This is a genomic window from Chryseobacterium lathyri (assembly GCF_003290185.1).
GTDB classification, from domain to species: domain Bacteria; phylum Bacteroidota; class Bacteroidia; order Flavobacteriales; family Weeksellaceae; genus Chryseobacterium; species Chryseobacterium lathyri.
The window spans coordinates 209,490-231,703 of sequence record NZ_QNFY01000002.1 but is presented as its reverse complement, the minus strand read 5'-3'; the positions used below and the strand labels follow the sequence as shown (position 1 = coordinate 231,703).

Genomic DNA, 22,214 nt, shown 5'->3' with positions numbered 1-22,214 from the left:
TTACAAAGTTAATGGAATTCCTGAATAGAAATTCAGCAGTTTAAGACTGAAAAGATAATTATATTTTGCCTGGGCAACAGATCCCTGGGCATTGGCATAGTTATTCCTGGCTACATTCACATCATAAATTGTCGATCTTCCTGCCGCATAACTTTTATCTGCAAATTCTAAAGCCAGCTTTGTACTTTTCTCCGTTTCCACTGCCGAAAGGAAAGTTTCGTAATTGGCATCCACATCAAACTGAGCCTTCTGCACATTCTGTCTTACCGTCTGCTTCTGTTGTTCCAGGGTATTTTTAGCGATACTCTGGTTAATTACAGACTGCTCTACCTGCAGCCTGGTAATTCCTTTGTTGAAAATAGGAATATTCAGAGAAAGTCCTATATTCTGACCGAAATTATCTTTATACTGCTGGAAAAAAGAAGGATCATTAACAAGATTTCCAAGCTGGTCGTAGTTTTTACTTAACATATTATTATAGAACGAAGAAACACCGGCATTCGCGGTCAGTGTTGGCCAAAACCCTGTTTTGGTTACTTCCGTCTGTGCTTCAGCAGACCTGATTCTGCTTTCGGCAGCTTTTATCTGCGGTTGGTTTTCATAGGCGGTAGTAAGAACGTCATCCACAGAGGTAAGCTGGGACGGCAGTGTATCAGAAACAGTTACATCTTCCACATCAAAGCCTTTATATTCGGGAAGCTGTAAAAGCTGAACAATGGCAAACAAAGCTCTTCCTACATTTATTTCCGCTGTTTTAAGATTCTGCTTTTCTCTCGCCAAGGCTGCTTCTGCCTCTGCCAGGATAGTTTGTGCAGTTGTTCCTACCTGGGTTGTTATTTTGGCTCTGTCATATTGTTTCTGAGCATTCTCGACCGCACTCTGGGAGATTTTAACAATTTCCTTGTTCAGGAGGACAGTAAGATACTGCTGTGCAATCTGCAGAGAAATATCATTTTTAATGGTTTCTATATCATATTGGCTGGCTTCTACATCAAATTGTATTTTTCTGATGTTTTTCTCTAATCTGCCATTATTGTAAAGCAGAACATCCGCACCCAGGTTCGCGCTGTTGTTGAACCTGTCATTTCTGATACTACCTGTACCCAATGGAAGCTGTCCGAAACCCACTGAATTGGACATTCCTGCGGATACAGAAGGCAGGTATTCCTTTTTAGCCATTTTAAGGTTAGAATCCTGGATCTGTTTAGAATATTGATTTTGGATAACCTGGAGATTATGCTCAACAGCATAGTCTACACATTCTCTTAAGGACCATTTCTTCTGGGCGCTTAGCCCCAGACAACTTAATCCAAAAACGATAATCCAAACTTTTTTCATATTAAGAATTTTCCATATTAGACGAGCCAAATATAAAAAAGTTACAGTTTAAAAAAATTATTGTTTCATTTTAATAAAACTTTTGAGAATTTTGCATCATGACAACCGAACAATATCAGGAATCTGTCGACTGGCTTTTCGTACAGGCTCCCAATTATCAAATTGACGGACTGAAAGCCTATAAGCCTGGATTAGAAAACATTACAAAGCTTTGTACTTTCTTTGGAAACCCACAGGAAAAGATACGATGCATCCACATCGGAGGCACAAACGGCAAAGGATCCACCAGCAACATGCTGGCTTCAGTTCTGCAGGAAGCAGGATACAAAGTTGGTTTATACAATTCTCCACATCTTATTGATTTTACGGAACGTATTAAAGTGAACGGTAAAAACTGCAGTAAAGAGTTTGTCTATCATTTTATCCAAAAACTAAAAACCCTTCCTGAAGATATCCTCCCTTCTTTTTTTGAATTTACAACAATCATGGCATTTGAATATTTTTATCAGCAAAAGGTAGATTTTGCCATTATTGAGGTGGGTCTTGGCGGAAGACTGGATTCAACAAATATCATTAAACCTTTGGTAGCCGCAATTACTAATGTACAACTGGATCACCAGAATATTTTGGGAGACAGTATTGAAGAGATCGCTGCAGAAAAGGCAGGAATCATTAAGGCCAATATTCCGGTAATTTCCGGAGATGAAAATGAGACCGTTAAAAACATTATCCAACAGACAGCGAATAAAGAAAATGCCCCTTTTATTGATGCTACAATCATACATTCAGATCTGAATTCTGATCTTAAAGGAAATTACCAGAAGAAAAATATCCGGGTGGTTCTTGCATTGATTGAAGAATTAAAAAAAATAAATATTCCCGTTTCTGAAGAAAATATTGAGATGGGATTATTTAAAGTCCATCAAAATACGGGTTTCATCGGACGTTGGTTTGAGTTTTCAAAAGATCCGCTTACGATCTGTGATACCGGACACAACCAGGCCGGACTTGAGTATGTATTTTCTCAACTGAACACCATAAACAAACATAAACACGTTATTTTAGGGTTTGTGAATGATAAAAAGATAGATGAAGTAATGGCTCTTCTTCCTGAAAATTCTGAATTTTATTTTGCCAAACCATTCATCAACAGGGGAAGACATCCTGAAGACTATGAAAATCTCTTGCAGGAGGCAAAAATTTCTTATACAATTTTCGATTCCGTACAGGAAGCGTATCTTTCTGCAAAAGAGCGATGTACAAAAGAAGAAATGATTTTCATCGGTGGAAGCAACTTTGTTGTAGGAGAATTTTTAGAAAAAAATTTGGAGATTTCTGAATAAGTCGTATATTTGCACCACTCTAAACGAGGAAACAAGTATAGGGGCTCTTAGCTCAGTTGGTTCAGAGCATCTGGTTTACACCCAGAGGGTCGGGGGTTCGAATCCCTCAGGGCCCACACAAAGGTAACTGAAGCCTTTCAAAAAAAGTTCAGGGCTCTTAGCTCAGTTGGTTCAGAGCATCTGGTTTACACCCAGAGGGTCGGGGGTTCGAATCCCTCAGGGCCCACAAAATCTCTCAATGTATTGGGAGATTTTTTTGTTTAAAAACATTCGGGATATTCTTACCTTTGTGATCTTACAGCCATAAATTCACTTTTTTTGAAGGAACTCCATCTTATATCATTCAATTATCCATACCCTCCCTCTTACGGCGGTATTATTGATGTTTATTATAAGATTAAAGCATTGGCCCGATTAGGCATAAAGATACACCTCCACTGTTTTGTTGATGATATTCCGGAAATCATTGATCAAGAGATAGAAAGCATTACAGAAAATGTTTTCTTTTACAAAAAGAAGAAAAATCCCTTCCATTATCTTTCGTCGGTACCCTTTGCGGCGGCTATAAGAACTTCTGATGCTCTTTTTGAAAACCTTATGAAGATAGAGGCTCCAGTATTGTTTGAAGGGCTGCAAACCACTCAAATTATCCGTAGATTAAAAAGTAAAGGTTACAAATTCTACCTGAGGTTCCACAATAATGAATCTGAGTATTACAAAGGGCTCTCCTCTTCAGAAAAAAATATTTTTAAAAAGATCATTTACAAAATAGAATCTTTAAAATTTGTTGATTATCAGAAAAAGCTTTTAAAGGAATTTGAAAGTGTATTCTGCCTTTCCGGGAAAGAATTTAATGAAGTAAATTCATATTCAAAAAACGCCCGTCTTATTCATATTTTTCATGGCAACGAATCTGTAAAGCAATTGAACGGAAAGGGTGATTATTTTCTTTTTCATGGTGACCTGAGTATATCTGACAACAAAAAGGCATTGGAAGAAACCATCAGGATGTTTAAAGCCCTTCCTCAGCACAGGCTTGTAGTAGCATCCGACCGCGCCAGTGATGATGTGAGAAAGAAAATCAATAACATTGGAAATATAAGCATTGTCCCAATCGAAACAAGTGAGAATCTTCGTCACCTTTTTGAAAACGCCCATGCTAACGTTCTTCTCTCCTATCAGAATTCCGGTACGAAGGTGAAATTGTTTAATGCATTATACAACAGTAGATTCGTTATTATCAATCAGAATATTACAGATGATCCTGCCCTGATGAGCTTATGCCATTTGGGCGCTACTTCGGATGAAATCCGCCAACGGATTATTGAAACAGCAGCTGAAGATTATAACGAAAATGAAATCAGAAGTAAGGTTCTGGAAAAGAACTATTCCGATGATGCTAAGGCCGCAGAAATGAGTAAAATAATTTTTAAGAATTGACTGCCTCTACTATTTTCTGGATGTTAAGCTCTTCAAGACAGGCCCAGTCGCCACGGTAACATTCTTTATCTCCAAACACAGAACAGGGTCTGCAGGTAAGATCTTTTACCTGGACCACATCATTTTCGCTCTGTCCGAAGCCTAAAAATCCCGCATACGGGTGTGTCGCACCCCAAACGGAAATACATCTCGTTCCCATAAGGCTGGCAAGATGCATATTGGCGGAATCCATGGAAATCATCAGCTCCAGTTCAGAAATTTTCTGAAGCTCTTCTGAAAGACTTAATTTCCCTGAAAGACTTTTGGTGTTCGGAATTTCACTTTCCCATTTTTCAAGGGTTTCCGTTTCTTTTTTGCCACCGCCAAAGAAATATATGGTCTGCTTTTTTGAAAGGATTTTTGCCAGTTCGTATGATTTTTCCAAAGGAAGCATTTTTCCTCTGTGCTGTGCAAAAGGAGCCAAACCAATTCCTGATTTTTGTACCGATGCCGGTCTAAGCTTATGGGAAAGCTCTACTTTAAACCCCATCGCACGGAAAACATCTGCATAACGCTCGACGGTCTTTTTTAGCTGAACTTTATTTAAATTCCATACGTCTGTAAGCTCTTCTTTTTCTTCTTTTCCTTTGTTTATTTTAAAAACTTTAAATCCTTTTCTTCTGTAGATCCTATCAAGAATTTTGGTTCTTATCACATCATGAAGATTGCCTATAAAGTCAGGATTGAATTCTTTAATGAGCTCATTGGCCAGCCTTCTTAATCCAAAGATGCCTTTATAGTCATCAAGGTTAATTCCTTTAAATGTAACATTCGGAATATCAGTAAATAAGCTTTCAAAATTTTTTCTGGAAACCATGATAATTTCTACGTCAGGATTCTGTTCCAGAAACTCCCGGAATACTGGCGCCGTCATCGCGACATCGCCAAAAGCAGAAAAACGATATGCTAGAATTCTGGTCACTGCTACGATTTTAGCTGATAAGCAACTGCGTAAAATTTGATCTGCTTGGTCATCGCCATTAGTCCATTTGCTCTGGACGGCGAGAGAAATTCCTGAAGCCCGATCTCTGAAATGAATTCAAAATCAGAATCTAAAATTTCCTGAGTGGTATGGCCGCTATAAATGCTTACCAAAAGAGAAACAATTCCTTTCGGAAGAATTCCGTCGGAGTCTGCATCGAAAAAAAGCTTACCATCTTTAAATTCAGCATCAATCCATACCTTACTCTGGCATCCTTTGATTAGATTATCATCCGTTTTGCGGTCTTCGGGAAGTCCTTTTAATTCTTTTCCGAGATCAATAATATACTCGTACTTTTGTTCCCAGTCATCAAGAAACGCAAACTCTTCAATGATTTCCTGCTGTTTTTCTTTAATGGTCATTTTATTTAACAAATTTTTAATGCAAAGATACCATTTTTTATAAAGATTATTTATTCTGACGCTTTTTCAAAAACTTTCAACAGTTTTATTTCTTCATTTTCCCAGCAGAATACCTTAGAAGCCTTTTCAAGTTCATCCTGATAGCTTTCCCTTCCGTTATCAAGGATTTTCTGTACTGCAGCAGCAATATTTTCAGGCTGGTGATCTTTAATAATTTCTCCCACATCAAACTGATTTTTGATATTCTGCATTTCGGGAAGGTTAGATAATATCAATGGAACACGGGATTGAATACAGTCTAAAACTTTATTCGGAAGAGAGTAAAAGTAGCTTTCGCCCCCATTTTCTTCGATACTCATCCCTACATCGGCTGTTACTGTTATTTTTCTCAGATCTTCCGGTTTTAATTTTCCTAAAAACTGAACTTTATGATCAAGCTTTTCTCTACTAACCAGAGCTTGGTATTCTTTTTTTCTCGGGCCGTCCCCTGCTATTTTAAAAACAACACCGTCAAGATGATGCATCGCCAGAATAGCTTTATCGATACCCCGAAAAGGATTAATGGATCCCTGGTATAAAAATATTTTAGGATTATTTTCAGGAATTTCCATTGTAAAATCCTGCCGTCTGGGTGCATTTTGAATGACCACAGGATCGGCACCATACTTTTTTTGGAACCATTTTGCATAGCTTCCGCTGGCCGTAATCATAAATTTAAGCTTGGGAATGACTTTCTTTTCCAGATATCTCCAGATTTTTTGTGACATTTTGCCCTGAATTGCAGGCATTTCTGAAAAAATTTCATGGCTATCAAAAACCAATGGGATATTTAATTTTTTAGCAATAAGATAATTTGAAAGTAGTGCGTCAACGTCGTTGGCATAAAGAATTGTATTATGATCTGATTTTTTCTTTAGCTGATGATATAGTTTCCAGTTAAATTCGAAATAAGCTGTTTTTAAACTTGTGGAAGATAAATGTATCCTTGAAAACGGATAAGGCCGCTCCATTTGTTCTGCTCCATTCCAGTCATTCCCTATCAGTTCCATCTGGTAACCGTTCTCATGTAAAGTCCTGCATACTTTTTCTATTCGCTGATCTGTATACAGACTACTGAAAGCAGAGATAATTATCTTTTTTTTCATTACTTTTTGTTTCCGGCCAGTAAATGATAAACCTGAATAAAGCAGATCAGTCCATTGGGGATAATAACCGGCCAGAGCATTCCATTGAAGATACCATAAATGACAAAGCAGATACAGCCTATCATGTTGACTATTCTGATTTTTCTTACATCTTTTAATATAAAACTCAATACTATAAAAATGGATGCAGAATAACCAATATATGTAGTAATTTCAGGATTCATGGGGAATTTTTAAAGGATAACAAACTTAATCATTTTCAATAAGATAATAAAATTTTTTCTGCCATAAAGTCATTAATTGATTTTTGGTAAAATATTTGTAATTTAGATAATGAATAAATGGCACCGCTGCCATTATTCTAATGAGATATATTATGGATTATAAGTTTTCACAAGGTTTGAGCCAAGTGTTCAAACAAAGCAAGAGCGAAGCGAAAAGGCTCAAAAGTGAATTTCTTAATACAGAACATCTACTTTTAGGTATTATAAAAACAGAAAACTCTGCAAAAGAAATCCTTCAAAACCTTAATGCGGATTTAACACAAATCAGAAGAAAAATTGAAACTCTAAATACAGCAAGTCTTAATCCTATTTCTGAGGAGGTTACTAATATTTCTTTCACTAAGATGGCAGATCATGCGATCAAACGTGCTGAGCTGGAATGCAGACAATATAAAAGCAATGAAATTAATACCGTTCATCTGCTTTTAGGCATTCTTTACAAATATGAGGACCCTACTTCGAATATCCTGGGAGCTTACGACATCGATTATGAAGGAGTTTCAAGAGAATACCAGACTATGCTTAAAAATTCCGGACAGGCACCACAAATGAGTGCTTATGACGATGATGATGACCGAGAGGAATTTGAGCAGATGAGAAAGCCTTCAGGAAATTTAGGCTCTGCAAAAAGTAAAACCCCTACATTGGATAACTTTGGTAGAGACTTAACTTCTTTGGCTAGAGATGGAAAATTGGACCCGGTAATCGGGCGTGAAAAAGAAATTGAGCGTGTTTCTCAGATCTTATCACGTAGAAAGAAAAACAATCCGCTTCTTATCGGGGAGCCGGGTGTTGGTAAATCTGCGATTGCGGAAGGGTTAGCTTTAAGAATTCAACAGAAAAAGGTTTCCAGGGTTCTTTACGGAAAACGTGTCATCACTTTGGATCTGGCAAGTTTAGTGGCCGGAACAAAATACCGTGGCCAGTTTGAAGAAAGAATGAAGGCGATCATGACCGAACTGGAAAAAAACAGAGATGTCATCCTATTTATTGATGAGCTTCACACTATTGTTGGTGCAGGAAGCTCTACAGGAAGTTTAGATGCATCGAATATGTTTAAACCAGCTTTGGCAAGAGGTGAAATTCAATGCATCGGGGCTACAACTTTGGATGAGTACCGTCAGTATATTGAGAAAGACGGAGCCTTGGAAAGAAGATTCCAGAAGGTAATGGTAGAGCCTACTTCTATTGACGAAACCATTCAGATTCTGAATCAGATTAAAGATAAATATGAAGAGCACCATAATGTAGTATATACTCCGGAGGCTATTCTGGCGTGTGTCAATTTGACATCACGATATATTACAGACCGTTTCTTACCGGACAAGGCTATTGATGCCATGGATGAAGCAGGTTCACGTGTTTATATTAAAAACATGAAAGTTCCGACCGAAATCATTGATTTTGAAAAGAAAATCGAGGATATTAAAGAAATGAAGCAGAAAGCAGTTAAGGCTCAGGATTATCTTGAGGCCAGAAAGCTTAAAGATGAAGAGGAACGTCTTCAGATGGAACTGAATGCGGCTCAGGAGAAGTGGGATAAGGATGTAAAAGAGAAAAAAGAAACCGTAACGGAAGAAAATGTAGCCGAAGTGGTTTCTATGATGAGTGGTGTTCCGGTAACGAAAGTCGGCAAAAATGAGCTTGATAAATTAGCTCAGATGGATGAGAAACTGAACGGAAAAGTGATTGGTCAGGAAGACGCTGTGAAGAAAGTTGTGAAAGCAATTCAAAGAAACAGAGCCGGACTTAAAGATCCGAACCGTCCTATCGGTACTTTTATTTTCCTTGGTACCACCGGGGTTGGTAAAACCGAGCTTGCTAAAGTAATGGCAAGAGAGCTTTTCGAGTCTGACGAATCTCTGATCCGAATTGACATGAGTGAGTACATGGAAAAATTTGCAGTTTCAAGATTGGTTGGTGCGCCTCCGGGATATGTTGGATATGAAGAAGGTGGCCAATTAACGGAAGCAGTAAGAAGAAAACCTTATGCTGTGGTTCTTCTGGATGAGATTGAAAAAGCTCACCCGGATGTATTCAATATCCTGTTGCAGATCCTGGACGAAGGTCACGTAACCGATAGTTTAGGCAGAAAAATCGATTTTAGAAATACAATCATTATCCTTACTTCAAATATCGGAACAAGAGATCTTAAAGATTTCGGAGATGGTGTAGGATTCGGAACTTCAGCTAAGAAAACAAGTACAGATTCAAGAGCAAGAAGTACGATTGAAAATGCGCTTAAGAAAGCATTTGCTCCGGAATTCTTAAATAGAATTGATGACATTGTGATCTTCAACTCTCTTGTACAGGATGATATTAAACGAATTATCGATATCGAGCTTAATAAATTATATGGCAGACTTGAAAAATTAGGCTATAAAGTTGAGTTAACTGAAGAGGCAAAAGACTTTATCTCTGAAAAAGGATGGGATAAAGACTTTGGAGCAAGACCATTGAAACGTGCCATCCAGAAATATATTGAAGATTTATTGGCAGAAATGCTGGTAAACAAGCAATTATCTGAAGGTGAAACGGTGATCCTGGATCTTAATGATACAAAAGATGCATTAATCGGGAAAGCTCCTAAAGCAAAAAAAACAACTGAAAAGTCTTCTTAATCTTAATAGAAGTAATGTAATTATATTGAAAAGCACCGGAAAAATCCGGTGCTTTTCGTTTTTATATCTTTTGGCTAAAGCCTTTTCATATATGTGTAAAAATTAAGCAGGCTAAAGTCCTTTTCTATTAATAATTTTGGTGATGCTCTCTTTATTTTAACCACAGATTTCACGGATTTTCACAGATATTTGCGAAAGTATTACTTTAATAATATCAACAAATAAAGTACTTAAAGAGCATACATTTTGATAGCCATTAGGCATGATCTGTGAAAATCCGTGAAATCTGTAGTTAGAAAATATTGTGAAAAACAATTCTTATAAAACAAAGATTAAAGCCCTACTACAAACCCAATACTTGGGACAAGACCGCTAGAGAAAACACTCGAATTCTCTTTCCACAGTACATTATACATTACCCCGAGCTGCATAAAAGAATTCCCGCCTATTCTCTGCATATAACCACCACCCAGATACAGGGCAGTTTCCTGTTCGTTCACTTTATAATCATAAAACTTATCTTTATAGTTGATGAAGTACTGCTGAAGATTGGCTCCTACATAAAAGGACCTGGCAAAATAATAATTGGCAAAAGGACCCACCCCAAACATCGTAGATTTGTAATAATCGGAGGTTTGCCATGAAACACTTCCTACCACTCCAGCCTCAAGATCATCGGTAAGCCTGTATCCCACTCTGGGAGAAGCCTGAAGATAAAATGAGCTGTTGCTTCCAAAACCCAGCCCTATTCCTCCACCGAAAGTCCAGCGGTTGGTTTCTGCGACAGGTGCGCTGGTGGTAATCTGGGAAAATACCGATCCTGAAATCATCAGCATTATGGGAATAATAATTTTTTTCATATTAATATCGTTTTTATCAATGTTTAAAATTATGGTTTTTTTGCGAATTTTTTTAATTGTATTTTTGCCGGGTCAAACTAAGGACTCCCGTTAAGAGTTCCGTAAAATTGAAATAAAATGAAAGTAGTCGTAGGATTATCTGGAGGTGTAGACTCCAGTGTTACAGCATATTTGCTGCAGCAGCAAGGTCATGAAGTTGTGGCTTTGTTTATGAGAAACTGGAATGATGCTTCGGTAACGCTGGAGGATGAATGCCCGTGGATTGAAGACAGTAATGATGCCCTGATGGTCGCTCAGAAATTGGGAATTCCTTTCCAGGTCATCGATATGAGCGAGCTTTACAAAGAGCGAATCGTAGATTATATGTTCGATGAATACCAGAAAGGAAGAACTCCGAATCCGGATGTTCTGTGCAACAGAGAAGTAAAATTTGATGTTTTTATGAAGACGGCTATGTCTTTGGGTGCCGATAAGGTGGCAACAGGACATTATGCTCAGGTGAATTCCACTTTTGATGAAAACGGAAAGGAAATCTTCCATCTTTTATCCGGAAAAGATAATAATAAAGACCAGTCTTATTTCCTGTGCCAGCTAAGCCAGGATCAGCTATCAAAAGCGTTGTTCCCTATCGGAGAGCTCACAAAGCCGGAAGTAAGGGAAATTGCCAAAGAAATCGGGCTTGTAACTGCCGACAAAAAGGACTCTCAGGGATTATGCTTTATCGGAAAGGTAAGCCTTCCCCAGTTTTTACAGCAACAGCTGGTTCCCAAAGAAGGAGAAATTGTAGAAATTTTCAAAGATTCACCTTTATTTTCAGTGGAAAAACCTGAATTTTCTTCAAAAGAAGAAGAACTGGAATTTTTGTCCAGAAAAATCGATTATAAAAAATCCGACGGAAAAGTGATCGGAAAGCATCAGGGTGCTCAATTTTTCACGATTGGACAAAGCAAAGGGCTTGGTATCGGCGGACATAAAGAAAGCTGTTTTATCCTCTCCAGAGACATGGAAAACAATATTATTTTTGTGGGCGAAGGTCACAGTTCTCCGGGACTGCACAAAAAAGCGTTAAAAATTGACAATTCGGAGATGCATTGGGTTCGTGAGGATATGAAGCTTGGAAATGGAGAATCTATGGAAATAATGGCAAGATTCAGATACAGGCAATCGTTACAGAAAGCGGTTTTGTATCAGTTTGAAAATGCAGCTTATATTGAATTTGAAGAACCTCAGTCGGCGATTGCAGAGGGACAGTTTGCAGCCTGGTATATTGGTGAGGAGCTGATTGGAAGCGGCGTGATTGCATAACGAAAAGTTTTTTGAAAATTTTCTGTAACGAATTTTGAGTTGTTAGACTTACTCAGTAAATAACAATAAAAAATATCATTATGAAAACGACTTCAAAAATCCAGTATGCTTTTGTGAATCAAATTTTAATCGCTGTTGTAGGTGCTGTTTTTGGTTTTAATCTTTATCAGGCTATTGTACATCAGGAAACTACCAGTATTGCGTTAACGCTTATTTTTGCTGTAGTAACTTCGGTTATAGTCCGCAGATATAACAACGCAGCGGGAAAGGAGAAACAGAAAAATTAAATCATCTTAATTGATATCAATAAAACCCCGAAGCACTTTGCTTTGGGGTTATTTTTTTTCTTTCCCGAGCTTGATCAGCCAAATACACCTCGATCTAAAGCAAATAATCTTCAACAAAATAGTAAGTTATTTTACGTTCCACATCATTCATCGTAAAATTGATTTCTTTTTCAAAATTATCTCCGTAGAAATTCATAAAAAGGGGTTCTCTTGTTTTTAAACTGGAGATTACATTATATTTTGTCCTGAAAAAAAGATCATAAGAATAGATCAGCTGGCTGGAATCCAGTTTCGTATCGCTAGAAAAATCACTTAATCTTAGATGTATCATTCCTGAAAAAGGTTTCGTTTCAAGAATACGAAGGACTTTCATAAACGGAATATTGATGTTTTCAGAATCTTTAGCTCTGTATTTTTCAATTGTTTTGAGAAAATTATCTTTTAAAGAGGATTCCACGTCTATTTTCAGATCGATTTTTATTTCTGTTTTCCCGCCTCCGGTATTGAAAATCCGGATGATAAAATCTTCGGATCCTTTCCCCTGAATAATCTCAATGTCTGCCACATCAAATGATTTTTCTTCTGCATATTTTCCATACCTCGGATACAAAATCATGCTTTTTACGAGCATAAATAAAACGGCAACGCTTACGAAGGATACTCCACCAATAGGAATAAACATCGCCATAAAATAGAGAAAAGAGCCCAAAGTCTCTTTTTCATCATCCAAAAACGGATTATAATCAAACAGGATTATTTTGATTCCCAATACAAAAAGGAGTACGGTCAGGATAATAAACAAAATCGGTTCCCATCCTACGGCATGCCCCTGCTTCTGCAAAGGAATATTTTTGTATATTATGTTTTTCTCAACTTCCGTGAATTTTCTGGTCATGATATTGTTTTTAAATCTGCTTATGTTTGTTATTGGATGATAAACCTGTCTGACACAGCAAGATAATTCCTTCGACAATCAATATCATAACAAGATATCCGACCGGTTTTCCTATGATTAATCCTTTTATCAGTTTTACAATGCCCAACAAAAGAATTAGAATCATAAAGTAAAGTGTTGTCTTTGAGCTGTTTTCTTTAAAAGATTTCAGAATCATTACTGAAGCATAAAAACCCAGCACAAGCATTAAATAAAACTTCAGAAATTCAGGACCTTTTATTGAGATCGGATTACAGGTCTGCTGTGTAAGAATAAGCCAGATCATGCTTATCATTACCGGGACTGAGTAGAGCAGTATTCTTTTCATAGCTATTGTTTTTTTAACCGCCACATCCGCCACAACCTCCTCCGCATCCGCCGCCACAACCGCCACCGCCTCCACAACTGGAGCCGCCGCTGCAGCCTGAACTTCCATCGGAATTGCTGTCGACATTTTTATCCTGCTCTTTATTGATATTTCCTCCGAAAATCCATGAAATAAACCCCATGAAAACGAAGAAGCCAATGATCCATGAAATAGTGACGATCACCCCTGCAAAGATACCTCCGGAGCAGGAATACACCGGAAATAAGAGGCAGCCTAACGCAAGGAGTTTAAGTCCCTTTTTCCAGAACGTCTTCTGATCATTTTTCTTTATCTGACCTGTCCAGATATCTTCCGGTGCCTCCTGCTGAAAGATTTCCTTATAATGATGCAAAGTGTCATGATGCCAGTCCTGGTGTTTCTTTTTCTCAGAAATTCCTCCTTTAGAAGGATGATGATGAAGTTTTTTCTTTAAAATATTCGGGCAGAAATCTTCCCAATAATTCTGGGTATAAATCAGGTGCATATGCCATACCTTATCTACCGTTTCGCTTGGAGAAGCTCCATTGGGAAGGATACAGCAGAGATAAACAAATTTTTTATACTCCTGAATGGCTTTTTGAGTAAAGTCTAAGGTCCATCGTTCTTCTTTGGCCAGTTTTTTCGAAAATGGGAAATCAGCATCCGAAGCATCTAATGAAAAACTCTGGATCCTGCTCCAAAGGGTTTCGTCTTTTAATAAGATTGTTGTTTCCATTGTGTTAACTTTTGTTTTTCTACTCAAATATCATTTGATTTTAGAATATAAAAGTCTTTCAAAAAACTTATCTTGACGTATAAAAATCTTATATTAGTCTTATAATTTAAAACAGTAATTATTTTAAAGAGTGAACTGATGAAAAAAGAAGATATTCTGCATCTTGAAAAATTAATGAATTTTTTAAGCCTTCATTTTTTAAAGAAGAATCATTGGGAAGATGTGACGAAAACCGAATGGTCATACATCAGTTCGGAACTTAATGACCTCATCATCAGTGATCATTCTGAAAAAGAAATCAAAAAAGCACCTGATCTCCTAGGCTCCAACTACCTCTATGAACATTTGATTATCAATAAATTAAAGAAATACCAGCAAAACAACAATGCAGTTCTGAGCAGGCCAAACCTTAGTAAATTAAGTCAAATTGTTACCGTTTTAGGCTATTCCAATTATATTGATTTCATTAATTCCAACACGGAGGCATTCAATTTCAATGATCTCAGGATCGATATGAATAATGTGAATCAGAATACGTCTCTTTTAGATCGCCTGGTTGGCTGCTGGTATTCTTACAACAGAAATCTTCCTGAGAATCCTCTTCAGGCCCGGGAAGAGCGGATTTGGCGTTCTGCGATGGAGATCTACAAATCTGAAACCACGGGCGAATATTTCATCGAAAGAAGCGGCGGGGATCACCATAAGTATTTCGGAAAAGTAACGGCCTACTCCGATTATGTATTCATCATCATGAACAGCAATACATTCATCCGCCAGCGACACTTTATCTCAAGGATAAAAGATATCAAGGAAAAGCTCAAAAATCCAGAATATAAGCTCCATGAGGTTCATTTTATAAGTACATGTATCAGTTTTAACCAAGAGCCGATAGCCCTGTTTGAGATATTTCAGAAAGCAGACAGAAAGACGTTCATTTCCGATTCCATCAGCTTTCCAATTGACAGTGATGAGATCCCCGAATCTATTATAAAACAGCTTGAAGATACTGAATCTAACAGGATAGATTACAGGTAGTTGCAGTGCGTTTGAGAGTTTGAGGGTTTTAGTGTAAGGAGAGTTCAGGTTTTCGGTTCAAAGTTTAAGGGATTGGGGTTGGGTTTAAAGTTAAAATACCCAGTCCTAGCCTTAACCTTATTCTCAGTCTGAAATCTAATGTCTGATGTCTGAAATCTAGCTTCTAATCAGTCTACCTCACCAGCCATTCCTTAAAATCCTTCACCCTGTCCCGGCTGACCGTGATTTCTTCCTGTGGCTGAAACTCCATGTCAACTTTGTAGTACGGGGATGTATGAATATTTTTTATATAGTCTGAATTGATGATAAACTGTCTGTTGACACGGAAAAATTTCTTTTCATCCAGAATATCTTCCAACTCATCCAATGTGAAATCTGAAGGATAAGCACGTTCTTCAGTCTGAAGGTAAACGATTTTATTTTCACTGAAAAAGCAGCTTATTTCCTGAGTCTGAACTATTTTCAGATTATATCCTATTTTCACCAATATCCTTGAAAGGGTAGATTTCTCTTTTCTGATCAACTGTTTGATATCCTCAGAACCGGTTGTATTGCTGGCCGGAATAAATGATTTAAACTTCTCTACTGCTCCTGAAAGATCTTCTTCCAGAATAGGCTTTAAAAGATAGTCAATGCTGTTCAGTTTAAATGCCTTCAAAGTATACTGATCAAAAGCCGTCGTATAAATGATAAATGCTTTTGTAGGCATTTTTTCAAAAATATCGAAAGACAAGCCGTCACCAAGAACAATATCTGAAAAAATAAGCTGCGGATGTTCATTTTCAGAAAACCAGGCAACTCCCTCTTCTACCGATTCTATTTTGCCAACGATCTCTATTTCAGGAAAATTACCCAGCATTCTTTCCAGTTTCCGCGAAGCCGGTTTTTCGTCTTCAATAATGACAGTCTTAATCATTGAGCTATAGTTTTTAGTTTAAATCGGGAATAAAATTAGAGAAAAAAATGCACAGCTTAAAAGTGTATGCTCTTTTTGTTTTTCTTCAGCTCTTTTTCCATGAGATCTCTTTCCCATTCATCGTCTAAAAGGAAGAGCTTTACAGCTTTTACTGTTAAGATAATTCCCCAGATCAACAGAATAACAGATCCGTCGAATAAAGAAAAATCGAATTTTCCATTTTCAAAAACGTCATTAAAAAATATAATTCCAGCTACTATTCCAAACCAAAGAAGGCTTTTATAAAACTTTTTCAATTGAGTAACTCTTTCGTATGCGTTATCGTAATTCATGATCGTTAAAAATATGTGGTTAAATTATAATGTTTTTATGTTTTTCGCGTCCTGCTCCATCAATTCTCTGATCTTTTTTTCTTCCCATTCTTTCCCTATTCCGAAAACATTCACAGCATGGGCTGAAATTCCGATTCCCCATCCCAGCATGGGCCAATAGAACCATAAATGATCCGGAGATGTAAGCAAATTCAGCGCAATAAGGAAAGGAATAACCAAACAGTATGAGGTAAGATTTCCGTAGAATCCTTTCAGTTCTTTTACTCTTTTTTCTGCTTTTTTATAAGCTAGTGTTTCTTTTGTGTATCCTAATGTTTCCATAATTTTTATTTTAAAAGTAATTTGTTTTTTTGTTGAATCAAAGATAGCTCAGAAACAGAGCTCCAATCAATTTTATATGACTGAGTCGTAGGATTTGCTTTCTGAATCGTAAAAAGATTGGTTGGATTGTAAATTTTGTTTCTTTGGATGTAAACCTTTCTTCTTTTCTTCCACACATTCCACAGATATTGCAGATGATTATGTTTAAAATAAAAAGGGAAATCAGTAAATAAAAGGAATGAGCTTTTTGGTCTCCTTCCGGTATTCCAAATATTCTTCTCCGAACTGTTCTACAAGAGCTTCTTCTTCAATTTTTATACGGTAAGCAAAAGCAATAAATGGTGGCAGAAAAGCCAGGAGTAAAGAAACCCAATTATTAAGGTAAATACCTAACCCTAAAGAAGTTAACAAAGAGAATGCATACGACGGATGCCTCAAGTATTTGTAAAAACCCTCTTTCTTTATCTTATGGTCTTGTTTTATTGTAACATCTACCGTAAAATATTTCCCTAAAGATCTGATGATTATAAACCTAAAAACAATTCCTATCAGAATACAAGCTTCACCCGCATATAAGATCCAGGCACCTTCCGTCATTGGGAATTTTGTCATATAAGATACTGCTACTGAAGCTGCAATGGAAAACGGAATGGCCATCCATAAAATATTCAGGGTAGACTTATCTTTGTCTTTCTTGTCTTCTTTGCCGGATTTCAGCATATTTTTATAGAGAATCTCTGTAAGAAACCAGGCAACCATTGAGATTGTGAACAAAGTTTGGAGTAAATGCATATTTTTAGATTAAGATTAAAAAAGTAAGTTTAAGCTTCATTTACAGAACTCTTTCAGTTCTTCTTTTTCTCCATCAGTTTCCGGATTTTCTTTTCCTCCCAATTTTTAACGAAGCTTATATTGGGCAAAAAGGTGATAATAGCATGAGCCACCAGTCCAATTCCCCAAAAAGTCGCCGTAAAGAAGTTTTTGAACTGGAAATAACTCTCTCCGTGTTCTAAATGCTTAATATTATACACTACGATCATAGCATTTACTGCGATATACGAGAATAAATGTCCATAAAATCCCCTTAATCTTTCAACCTGCCTTTTAGCCTGCTGATACCGGATATCATTTTCATCGTACGTTTCCATTATTTCTATTTTTTTGCTTATCCATAATCTCCCGGATTTTCTTTTCTTTCCAGGATTCTCCGACTCCAAACACCCGAAATGCGTGAGAAACGATACCAATTCCCCACCCCAGCATGGGAAAATAAAACCAAAGGTTTTTCGGAGAAGTCATAAGGTTGATAATCACTAAGAACGGAATCACAGTACAATAGGAAATTAAATTGGCATAAAAGCTTTTGAGTTCTTTTACCCGTTTTCTGGCCTTCTCATAAGATCCGTTCTCATCTTCCGTTTTTACACTGATTGTATTTGGTTTATTGGACAGTATCGGAACTTTTACTTTAAAATAATCTTCTGACTTTTCAATGAAAACGTTCCTTTTGGTAAGCAGTGCATACCGCTGAACGATATTCGCTAACCCGATTCCGGCACTTTCTTTCATCTGCTCTCTTGCCTGGAGATTATTTTCTATGCATAAGGTATCATTATCCGAAAATATTTTAATGACCAAAGGTTTTGAAGAGGTCGCAAAATTGTGTTTGATGCAGTTTTCCAGCAAAAGCTGAAGTGAAAGCGGAACAACATATCTTCTGTAATCTTCTTTTTTAACATCAAAAATAAAATCTACGCTGTTTTCAAATCTTGTTTTTAAAAGATCGCAGTAGGTTTTTGCAAATTCGATCTCGTCTTCTACCGTTACCAGTTCTTTGTCTTTCTGTTCCAGCACATAGCGGTAAATCTTTGACATTGAGGCCGTAAACTTTTGTGCCTGAGCCGGATTTTCATCGATCAGGGAACTCAGAACATTTAAAGAATTAAAAAGAAAATGTGGGTCCAGCTGGTTTTTCAGGCTTTCAAACTGCGCATTGGCAGATTTTGCGATGAGCTTCTGTTCCACGACCTCTTTTCTGGATGTTTTCTTAAGCTCCTCCATGAAGCTTTTTGCATGCAGAAAGGCAGAAATAAGAAGCGCAATATTGATCATAAACCAATTTGTAGTGGAATATTCTTTTGAAAAAAAGGTTTCTGTTGTTGCCACTTTCTGGATCTCAACATAATTGATATAATTGCAGAAATAAACCAGAATAAAATTACCGGCAATGATAGAAACTACACTTAAGGCTGTTCTTATTCCGGTTGTTTCAGACCATGGAAACTTTTTATTGAGAAAGTCATTAATAAAAGCGTTTCCACATCCCAAAACAAAGGAGTACATGGTAGAGATCAACAGCGTAATCAAAAAATTGTGAAAACTCTTCTCTTTTGTAAAAAATAAGAAGAAAAATAGCGCTGTTCCCAACGATACCCAAAGTAAGATTATAAATCCTTTACGTTTCATGATCCGTTTTCTTGGCTCAAAATTAGTCTTTAATAAAGGTATCAAAAATTATTTTTTACTGAAAGGCAGATTTTCCTTTCCGAATGGAATAAAAAAACCTTCCGTATCAGGAAGGCTTTCTTTTTTTGTTATTTTGCCGGCATATTGATAAAATATTCGGCTTCTGCCCTGCCCCAATTCGGATCTAAGGCTGTTTTGGGTTTGTAAGCATTAAATTTCGCAATGGCTTCTTTAAACAGCTCCAGTCCTTTGGTTTTGCTTCCGCCATACTGTTCAGGTGTAAAATAGACATCCTCTGCTTTGATTAGAGCTATCCTTGGGTTGGAAGGATCAAGCTTCTCTGCAATCCCCATTTCTTCAGTAGCCTTGGCGCCGTCTGTCATATAACGCTGAGCCGGGTTGACCATCATTCTTAGGGAAGCTGCCATTTTTCTCAGCAAATGGATCTCTGCATTGTCTGCTCCGGCAAGATTCTGAGCACTTGCCAGATAATTATCAGCCTGAGCTGCTGTTTCATCCAGCTCCTGCATATTTCCGTTTCTCATCATCAGCCTTCCCTTTTGAATCTGGGAGAATGCTGCATAGTACGGTGGAAGCCATTTTGAGCTCTCCTTGCTCCCGATTCTCTGGAAATCATTAGTCAGAGTCTGGAACTCCTCGGGTGTTTTACATGTTTCTGTTTTCGCGATCTTTTCAGCCATTATTTTTTCATAATCTGCCTGTGCAAAAGCGGTTAAGCTTATAAAAGCTAAAGCAAAACTTAATAGGTATTTTTTCATTATATCAATTTTTTAAAAGTTAGTTAATTGTATTTCCGAAGTTATGTATTTTGTAATCATTATAATATCCGGTGTTGTTATTTTATAAATTATTATTAATCGCGTCCTGCGTTCTGTCCACTCCAAAACTGATGAAAGCTCCCACAAACACAAAGGTATTGACCGGCGGGACTACTGATGAGCTCCTGGTACCATCCACTGAGAAATTGTACCCATAAACATTTTTAGAACCCAGAACATTGGAAACGCTCAATACAAATACAGTGAAGGCTTTAGCATCTTTTTTTCCAAGATTCGGAAGATAATTAAAGCTGATGTTTAAGGCATTGTAGTCTTTCAGCTTTCCTTCGTTTCTGATATAATTGATCATGTTTCCGTTTTCATCTTTCGCTGCAATATCATAATAAGGACGGCCTTTGGAATAGGTATAGGATAGATTGACACCCAGCTTCCATTCCGGGATAAATCTTTTAGCTACAGCAGAAAGGGTGTGTGCAGAAGCAAAATTCGGTTTCAGGCTCACAGGATAGTTGATAAAGTCTCTTTTTGAATCCAGGAATGAGTAGCTGATCCAGTAGTCTATGTTTTCAAAGGTTTTTTTATCTCTCCAGAACAGCTCAAGACCTTTTGCGTAGCCATAGCCGTTATTATTCAAAGCGGTCTGTACCTGCTGGTTCTGTTCTTTGTCCGGCGTGATATTAAATGTTTTAATCAGCTGGTCATATTTCTTGTAAAAGGCCTCAAAACGAAGGCTTCTGCCGTCTGATGCTCTCTGAACCTGGAAAATATAATGCTGGGATTTCTGAAAATCAAGATCTGCAGGCCAGTTGATATATTTACTCTCGGGATTCTGGTAGAATAATCCATAGGCAAAGGAGGTCGTCCAGTCTTTTGCCAGGCGGTAAGCCAATGCGAAGCGTGGTGCAACATTGCTTTTCCCTAAATAAGAAGAGTTTTCAGCCCTCACCCCTATTTTTGCAGACAGTGCATTGCTGAATCCAAGGTCTGTTTCTGCAAAAGCAGCGGATATAAGGTCTTTATAATTTTTCTGTACTTCTCCAAAGTTCAGGTTCTCACTTGTATTATTCAATTCAAAACCGGCTCTCACTGCACTGATTTTATTGATCTTTCTTTCAAGAACTGCTTTAAAGTTGATGTAATTTCCGTCTGTTAAAAGCTCGGATCTGCCTGATTCTGAATTATTGGTTTCCGTAGAAAAATGAAGATCGGATCTGTTGTAGGAATAAGAGGTTCCGGCATTCAGAAGATATTTCCCGAATTTCTGTTTAAAAGACAGGTTATGGTAGGTATTTTTCCCTTTAAGTCTTACCAGTGCAAAATCGTATTCCGGTTCCAGGCTTTCAGTTCTCACACCCATTTTATTGGAGTCATACATTCCGTAATATTTCAGGAATCCGCCTGATTTTGTTTTGATTCTAAAATTAAAATCACCGTTTAAGCCCTGGGGAGCATCAATGAAATCTGTATTAAAATTAAAAACTTTCTGCATAACACTTAAAAGCGAATAACCTAAAGTTGCCCCGAAAGAATGGTTTTTATCTTCTCCCAGTTTCTGAAATCCTGCACTCAGAAAGATGGGTGATACCCCAAAATCATAAGAGCTTTGATCCGGAAGATCCACACTTTCAAGCATCAGAGCTCCTGAAAGTGCTTGACCATATAATGCAGAATACCCGCCGCTAGAAAAAACATTTCCTTTAAAAAGAGAGGTATTGAAACGATCCCTTCCTGCAATTCCCGGAACTGAGCTGGAGAAATAATTATTGATCAGACTTCCATCCATAAAGATCTTGGATTCTGTTCCTGTACCTCCCCTGATGAAAAGTCCCTCTGTTTCCCCGACCTTCTGAACACCCGGGAGGTAATTTAAAGCCGAAGAAATCTGTCCGTCTGCTCCTGCCGTAGTATAAATATCAATAGGTGTCAACAAGGCCGTGGCCCTCTTTTTATCGCTGGCTTCAATAGAACCTGCAGAAACCACTACAGCATCAATCTCACTGATCTGCTCTTTAAGCTCTGCATTGACTGAAATATCCTGGTTATCAATGACAACAGCTTTTTCTACTTCCTGATACTTCGGATGGGTAAACGTCAGGATATGATTTCCTTTTTCCGAAGTTTCAAAGGAAAAATTCCCTTGAGCATCTGTAGTGGCACCATCATAGGTGTCTTTTAATGTGACATTGATTTCGCTAATGCCTTTACTTTTGAAAGTAACTTTTCCTGAGATCCTGACCTGTGAATATCCTGCGATAAAGGATAGAAAAGCAATCAGCAGTAAAAGTTTGTTTTCTTGTGTTTTCATGGGGTTAATTTTCGGAT

23 protein-coding genes and 2 tRNA genes are annotated in these 22,214 nt (G+C 37.5%); 8 read left to right on the top strand and 17 right to left on the bottom strand.

Annotated features, from left to right (window positions below; translation table 11 throughout):
* Complete coding sequence (locus DRF61_RS03325) at positions 1-1,338, bottom strand: TolC family protein (RefSeq protein ID WP_111954031.1); 1,338 nt, start codon at positions 1,336-1,338, stop codon at positions 1-3.
* Positions 1,339-1,436: 98 nt separating this feature from the next.
* Between DRF61_RS03325 and DRF61_RS03320 the strand changes: the two genes are divergently transcribed.
* The 4 genes from DRF61_RS03320 to DRF61_RS03305 all read left to right on the top strand — a co-directional run bounded on the left by DRF61_RS03320 (position 1,437) and on the right by DRF61_RS03305 (position 4,121).
* Complete coding sequence (locus DRF61_RS03320) at positions 1,437-2,681, top strand: bifunctional folylpolyglutamate synthase/dihydrofolate synthase (protein ID WP_111954029.1); 1,245 nt, start codon at positions 1,437-1,439, stop codon at positions 2,679-2,681.
* Between the two features lie 41 nt (positions 2,682-2,722).
* Positions 2,723-2,797: transfer RNA gene (locus DRF61_RS03315), tRNA-Val, on the top strand.
* A gap of 35 nt (positions 2,798-2,832) precedes the next feature.
* Positions 2,833-2,907: transfer RNA gene (locus tag DRF61_RS03310), tRNA-Val, on the top strand.
* A gap of 92 nt (positions 2,908-2,999) precedes the next feature.
* Complete coding sequence (locus DRF61_RS03305) at positions 3,000-4,121, top strand: glycosyltransferase family protein (protein ID WP_111954027.1); 1,122 nt, start codon at positions 3,000-3,002, stop codon at positions 4,119-4,121.
* Here the strand turns inward: DRF61_RS03305 and DRF61_RS03300 are convergent.
* Genes DRF61_RS03300 through DRF61_RS03285 form a run of 4 tightly spaced genes read right to left on the bottom strand, consistent with a single transcriptional unit; the run spans position 4,111 to position 6,873 of the window.
* Positions 4,111-5,082, bottom strand: coding sequence for a glycosyltransferase family 9 protein (locus DRF61_RS03300; RefSeq protein ID WP_223557911.1), 972 nt, complete (start codon positions 5,080-5,082; stop codon positions 4,111-4,113). The two genes, DRF61_RS03305 and DRF61_RS03300, sit on opposite strands and share 11 nt — an antisense overlap.
* A 2-nt stretch (positions 5,083-5,084) precedes the next feature.
* Positions 5,085-5,504, bottom strand: a complete 420-nt coding sequence (locus DRF61_RS03295) for a SufE family protein (protein ID WP_111954023.1) — start codon at positions 5,502-5,504, stop codon at positions 5,085-5,087.
* A gap of 50 nt (positions 5,505-5,554) precedes the next feature.
* A complete protein-coding gene (locus DRF61_RS03290) occupies positions 5,555-6,649 on the bottom strand; it encodes a glycosyltransferase (protein WP_111954021.1) in 1,095 nt (364 codons plus the stop codon).
* Positions 6,649-6,873 carry a uroporphyrinogen decarboxylase gene (locus DRF61_RS03285; RefSeq protein WP_111954019.1) on the bottom strand — a complete coding sequence of 75 codons (225 nt, stop codon included), beginning with the start codon at positions 6,871-6,873 and terminating at the stop codon, positions 6,649-6,651. Before DRF61_RS03285 ends, DRF61_RS03290 begins: the two co-directional genes overlap by 1 nt.
* Positions 6,874-7,025: 152 nt before the next feature.
* Here DRF61_RS03285 and DRF61_RS03280 point away from each other — a divergent pair, with 152 nt between their 5' ends.
* Entirely contained in the window at positions 7,026-9,554 is a 2,529-nt protein-coding gene (locus DRF61_RS03280) for an ATP-dependent Clp protease ATP-binding subunit (protein WP_111954396.1), read from the top strand.
* A 332-nt stretch (positions 9,555-9,886) separates the two neighbouring features.
* Here the strand turns inward: DRF61_RS03280 and DRF61_RS03275 are convergent, their stop codons facing one another.
* Complete coding sequence (locus DRF61_RS03275; protein ID WP_111954017.1) at positions 9,887-10,414, bottom strand: hypothetical protein; 528 nt, start codon at positions 10,412-10,414, stop codon at positions 9,887-9,889.
* A gap of 117 nt (positions 10,415-10,531) precedes the next feature.
* Here DRF61_RS03275 and mnmA point away from each other — a divergent pair, with 117 nt between their 5' ends.
* Both mnmA and DRF61_RS03265 read left to right on the top strand, forming a co-directional pair.
* Positions 10,532-11,719 carry a tRNA 2-thiouridine(34) synthase MnmA gene (gene mnmA / locus DRF61_RS03270; protein ID WP_111954015.1) on the top strand — a complete coding sequence of 396 codons (1,188 nt, stop codon included), beginning with the start codon at positions 10,532-10,534 and terminating at the stop codon, positions 11,717-11,719.
* 80 nt (positions 11,720-11,799) lie between these two features.
* Positions 11,800-12,006: a hypothetical protein gene (locus tag DRF61_RS03265; RefSeq protein WP_111954013.1), complete on the top strand. Its 207-nt coding sequence runs from the start codon at positions 11,800-11,802 to the stop codon at positions 12,004-12,006.
* Positions 12,007-12,100: 94 nt separating this feature from the next.
* Here DRF61_RS03265 and DRF61_RS03260 read toward each other — a convergent pair whose 3' ends face one another.
* Genes DRF61_RS03260 through DRF61_RS03250 form a run of 3 tightly spaced genes read right to left on the bottom strand, consistent with a single transcriptional unit; the run spans position 12,101 to position 14,022 of the window.
* Positions 12,101-12,901 carry a hypothetical protein gene (locus DRF61_RS03260; protein WP_111954011.1) on the bottom strand — a complete coding sequence of 267 codons (801 nt, stop codon included), beginning with the start codon at positions 12,899-12,901 and terminating at the stop codon, positions 12,101-12,103.
* 10 nt (positions 12,902-12,911) lie between these two features.
* Positions 12,912-13,268, bottom strand: a complete 357-nt coding sequence (locus DRF61_RS03255; RefSeq protein ID WP_167409393.1) for a hypothetical protein — start codon at positions 13,266-13,268, stop codon at positions 12,912-12,914.
* Between the two features lie 13 nt (positions 13,269-13,281).
* Entirely contained in the window at positions 13,282-14,022 is a 741-nt protein-coding gene (locus DRF61_RS03250) for a glycine-rich domain-containing protein (RefSeq protein ID WP_111954007.1), read from the bottom strand.
* A 138-nt stretch (positions 14,023-14,160) separates the two neighbouring features.
* Between DRF61_RS03250 and DRF61_RS03245 the strand changes: the two genes are divergently transcribed.
* On the top strand, positions 14,161-15,057 hold the full coding sequence (locus DRF61_RS03245; RefSeq protein WP_111954005.1) for a hypothetical protein: 897 nt from the start codon (positions 14,161-14,163) through the stop codon (positions 15,055-15,057).
* 172 nt (positions 15,058-15,229) lie between these two features.
* Here DRF61_RS03245 and DRF61_RS03240 read toward each other — a convergent pair whose 3' ends face one another.
* The 8 genes from DRF61_RS03240 to DRF61_RS03205 all read right to left on the bottom strand — a co-directional run bounded on the left by DRF61_RS03240 (position 15,230) and on the right by DRF61_RS03205 (position 22,197).
* Positions 15,230-15,973 carry a LytR/AlgR family response regulator transcription factor gene (locus tag DRF61_RS03240; protein WP_111954003.1) on the bottom strand — a complete coding sequence of 248 codons (744 nt, stop codon included), beginning with the start codon at positions 15,971-15,973 and terminating at the stop codon, positions 15,230-15,232.
* 56 nt (positions 15,974-16,029) lie between these two features.
* On the bottom strand, positions 16,030-16,305 hold the full coding sequence (locus tag DRF61_RS03235; protein WP_111954001.1) for a 2TM domain-containing protein: 276 nt from the start codon (positions 16,303-16,305) through the stop codon (positions 16,030-16,032).
* 24 nt (positions 16,306-16,329) lie between these two features.
* Positions 16,330-16,626: a 2TM domain-containing protein gene (locus DRF61_RS03230; RefSeq protein ID WP_111953999.1), complete on the bottom strand. Its 297-nt coding sequence runs from the start codon at positions 16,624-16,626 to the stop codon at positions 16,330-16,332.
* Positions 16,627-16,848: 222 nt separating this feature from the next.
* Complete coding sequence (locus DRF61_RS03225; RefSeq protein WP_111953997.1) at positions 16,849-17,418, bottom strand: methyltransferase family protein; 570 nt, start codon at positions 17,416-17,418, stop codon at positions 16,849-16,851.
* Between the two features lie 53 nt (positions 17,419-17,471).
* Complete coding sequence (locus DRF61_RS03220; protein WP_111953995.1) at positions 17,472-17,774, bottom strand: 2TM domain-containing protein; 303 nt, start codon at positions 17,772-17,774, stop codon at positions 17,472-17,474.
* Positions 17,758-19,092 (bottom strand): 2TM domain-containing protein, encoded by a 1,335-nt coding sequence (locus DRF61_RS03215; RefSeq protein WP_111953993.1) that lies wholly within the window; start codon positions 19,090-19,092, stop codon positions 17,758-17,760. Before DRF61_RS03215 ends, DRF61_RS03220 begins: the two co-directional genes overlap by 17 nt.
* Positions 19,093-19,220: 128 nt before the next feature.
* Positions 19,221-19,871 (bottom strand): hypothetical protein, encoded by a 651-nt coding sequence (locus tag DRF61_RS03210; protein ID WP_111953991.1) that lies wholly within the window; start codon positions 19,869-19,871, stop codon positions 19,221-19,223.
* A gap of 82 nt (positions 19,872-19,953) precedes the next feature.
* Positions 19,954-22,197 carry a TonB-dependent receptor gene (locus DRF61_RS03205; protein ID WP_111953989.1) on the bottom strand — a complete coding sequence of 748 codons (2,244 nt, stop codon included), beginning with the start codon at positions 22,195-22,197 and terminating at the stop codon, positions 19,954-19,956.
* Positions 22,198-22,214: the final 17 nt, after the last annotated feature.

Excerpts from the sequence above, each read along its gene's own strand:
- DRF61_RS03235 (WP_111954001.1), bottom strand. The coding sequence starts at position 16,305 with ATGAATTACGATAACGCATACGAAAGAGTTACTCAATTGAAAAAGTTT.
- DRF61_RS03260 (WP_111954011.1), bottom strand. The coding sequence starts at position 12,901 with ATGACCAGAAAATTCACGGAAGTTGAGAAAAACATAATATACAAAAAT.
- DRF61_RS03280 (WP_111954396.1), top strand. The coding sequence starts at position 7,026 with ATGGATTATAAGTTTTCACAAGGTTTGAGCCAAGTGTTCAAACAAAGC.
- DRF61_RS03215 (WP_111953993.1), bottom strand. The coding sequence starts at position 19,092 with ATGAAACGTAAAGGATTTATAATCTTACTTTGGGTATCGTTGGGAACA.
- DRF61_RS03295 (WP_111954023.1), bottom strand. The coding sequence starts at position 5,504 with ATGACCATTAAAGAAAAACAGCAGGAAATCATTGAAGAGTTTGCGTTT.
- DRF61_RS03265 (WP_111954013.1), top strand. The coding sequence starts at position 11,800 with ATGAAAACGACTTCAAAAATCCAGTATGCTTTTGTGAATCAAATTTTA.
- DRF61_RS03230 (WP_111953999.1), bottom strand. The coding sequence starts at position 16,626 with ATGGAAACATTAGGATACACAAAAGAAACACTAGCTTATAAAAAAGCA.
- DRF61_RS03275 (WP_111954017.1), bottom strand. The coding sequence starts at position 10,414 with ATGAAAAAAATTATTATTCCCATAATGCTGATGATTTCAGGATCGGTA.
- DRF61_RS03205 (WP_111953989.1), bottom strand. The coding sequence starts at position 22,197 with ATGAAAACACAAGAAAACAAACTTTTACTGCTGATTGCTTTTCTATCC.
- DRF61_RS03210 (WP_111953991.1), bottom strand. The coding sequence starts at position 19,871 with ATGAAAAAATACCTATTAAGTTTTGCTTTAGCTTTTATAAGCTTAACC.
- DRF61_RS03240 (WP_111954003.1), bottom strand. The coding sequence starts at position 15,973 with ATGATTAAGACTGTCATTATTGAAGACGAAAAACCGGCTTCGCGGAAA.
- mnmA (WP_111954015.1), top strand. The coding sequence starts at position 10,532 with ATGAAAGTAGTCGTAGGATTATCTGGAGGTGTAGACTCCAGTGTTACA.
- DRF61_RS03320 (WP_111954029.1), top strand. The coding sequence starts at position 1,437 with ATGACAACCGAACAATATCAGGAATCTGTCGACTGGCTTTTCGTACAG.
- DRF61_RS03220 (WP_111953995.1), bottom strand. The coding sequence starts at position 17,774 with ATGGAAACGTACGATGAAAATGATATCCGGTATCAGCAGGCTAAAAGG.
- DRF61_RS03285 (WP_111954019.1), bottom strand. The coding sequence starts at position 6,873 with ATGAATCCTGAAATTACTACATATATTGGTTATTCTGCATCCATTTTT.
- DRF61_RS03245 (WP_111954005.1), top strand. The coding sequence starts at position 14,161 with ATGAAAAAAGAAGATATTCTGCATCTTGAAAAATTAATGAATTTTTTA.
- DRF61_RS03290 (WP_111954021.1), bottom strand. The coding sequence starts at position 6,649 with ATGAAAAAAAAGATAATTATCTCTGCTTTCAGTAGTCTGTATACAGAT.
- DRF61_RS03225 (WP_111953997.1), bottom strand. The coding sequence starts at position 17,418 with ATGCATTTACTCCAAACTTTGTTCACAATCTCAATGGTTGCCTGGTTT.
- DRF61_RS03250 (WP_111954007.1), bottom strand. The coding sequence starts at position 14,022 with ATGGAAACAACAATCTTATTAAAAGACGAAACCCTTTGGAGCAGGATC.
- DRF61_RS03255 (WP_167409393.1), bottom strand. The coding sequence starts at position 13,268 with ATGAAAAGAATACTGCTCTACTCAGTCCCGGTAATGATAAGCATGATC.
- DRF61_RS03325 (WP_111954031.1), bottom strand. The coding sequence starts at position 1,338 with ATGAAAAAAGTTTGGATTATCGTTTTTGGATTAAGTTGTCTGGGGCTA.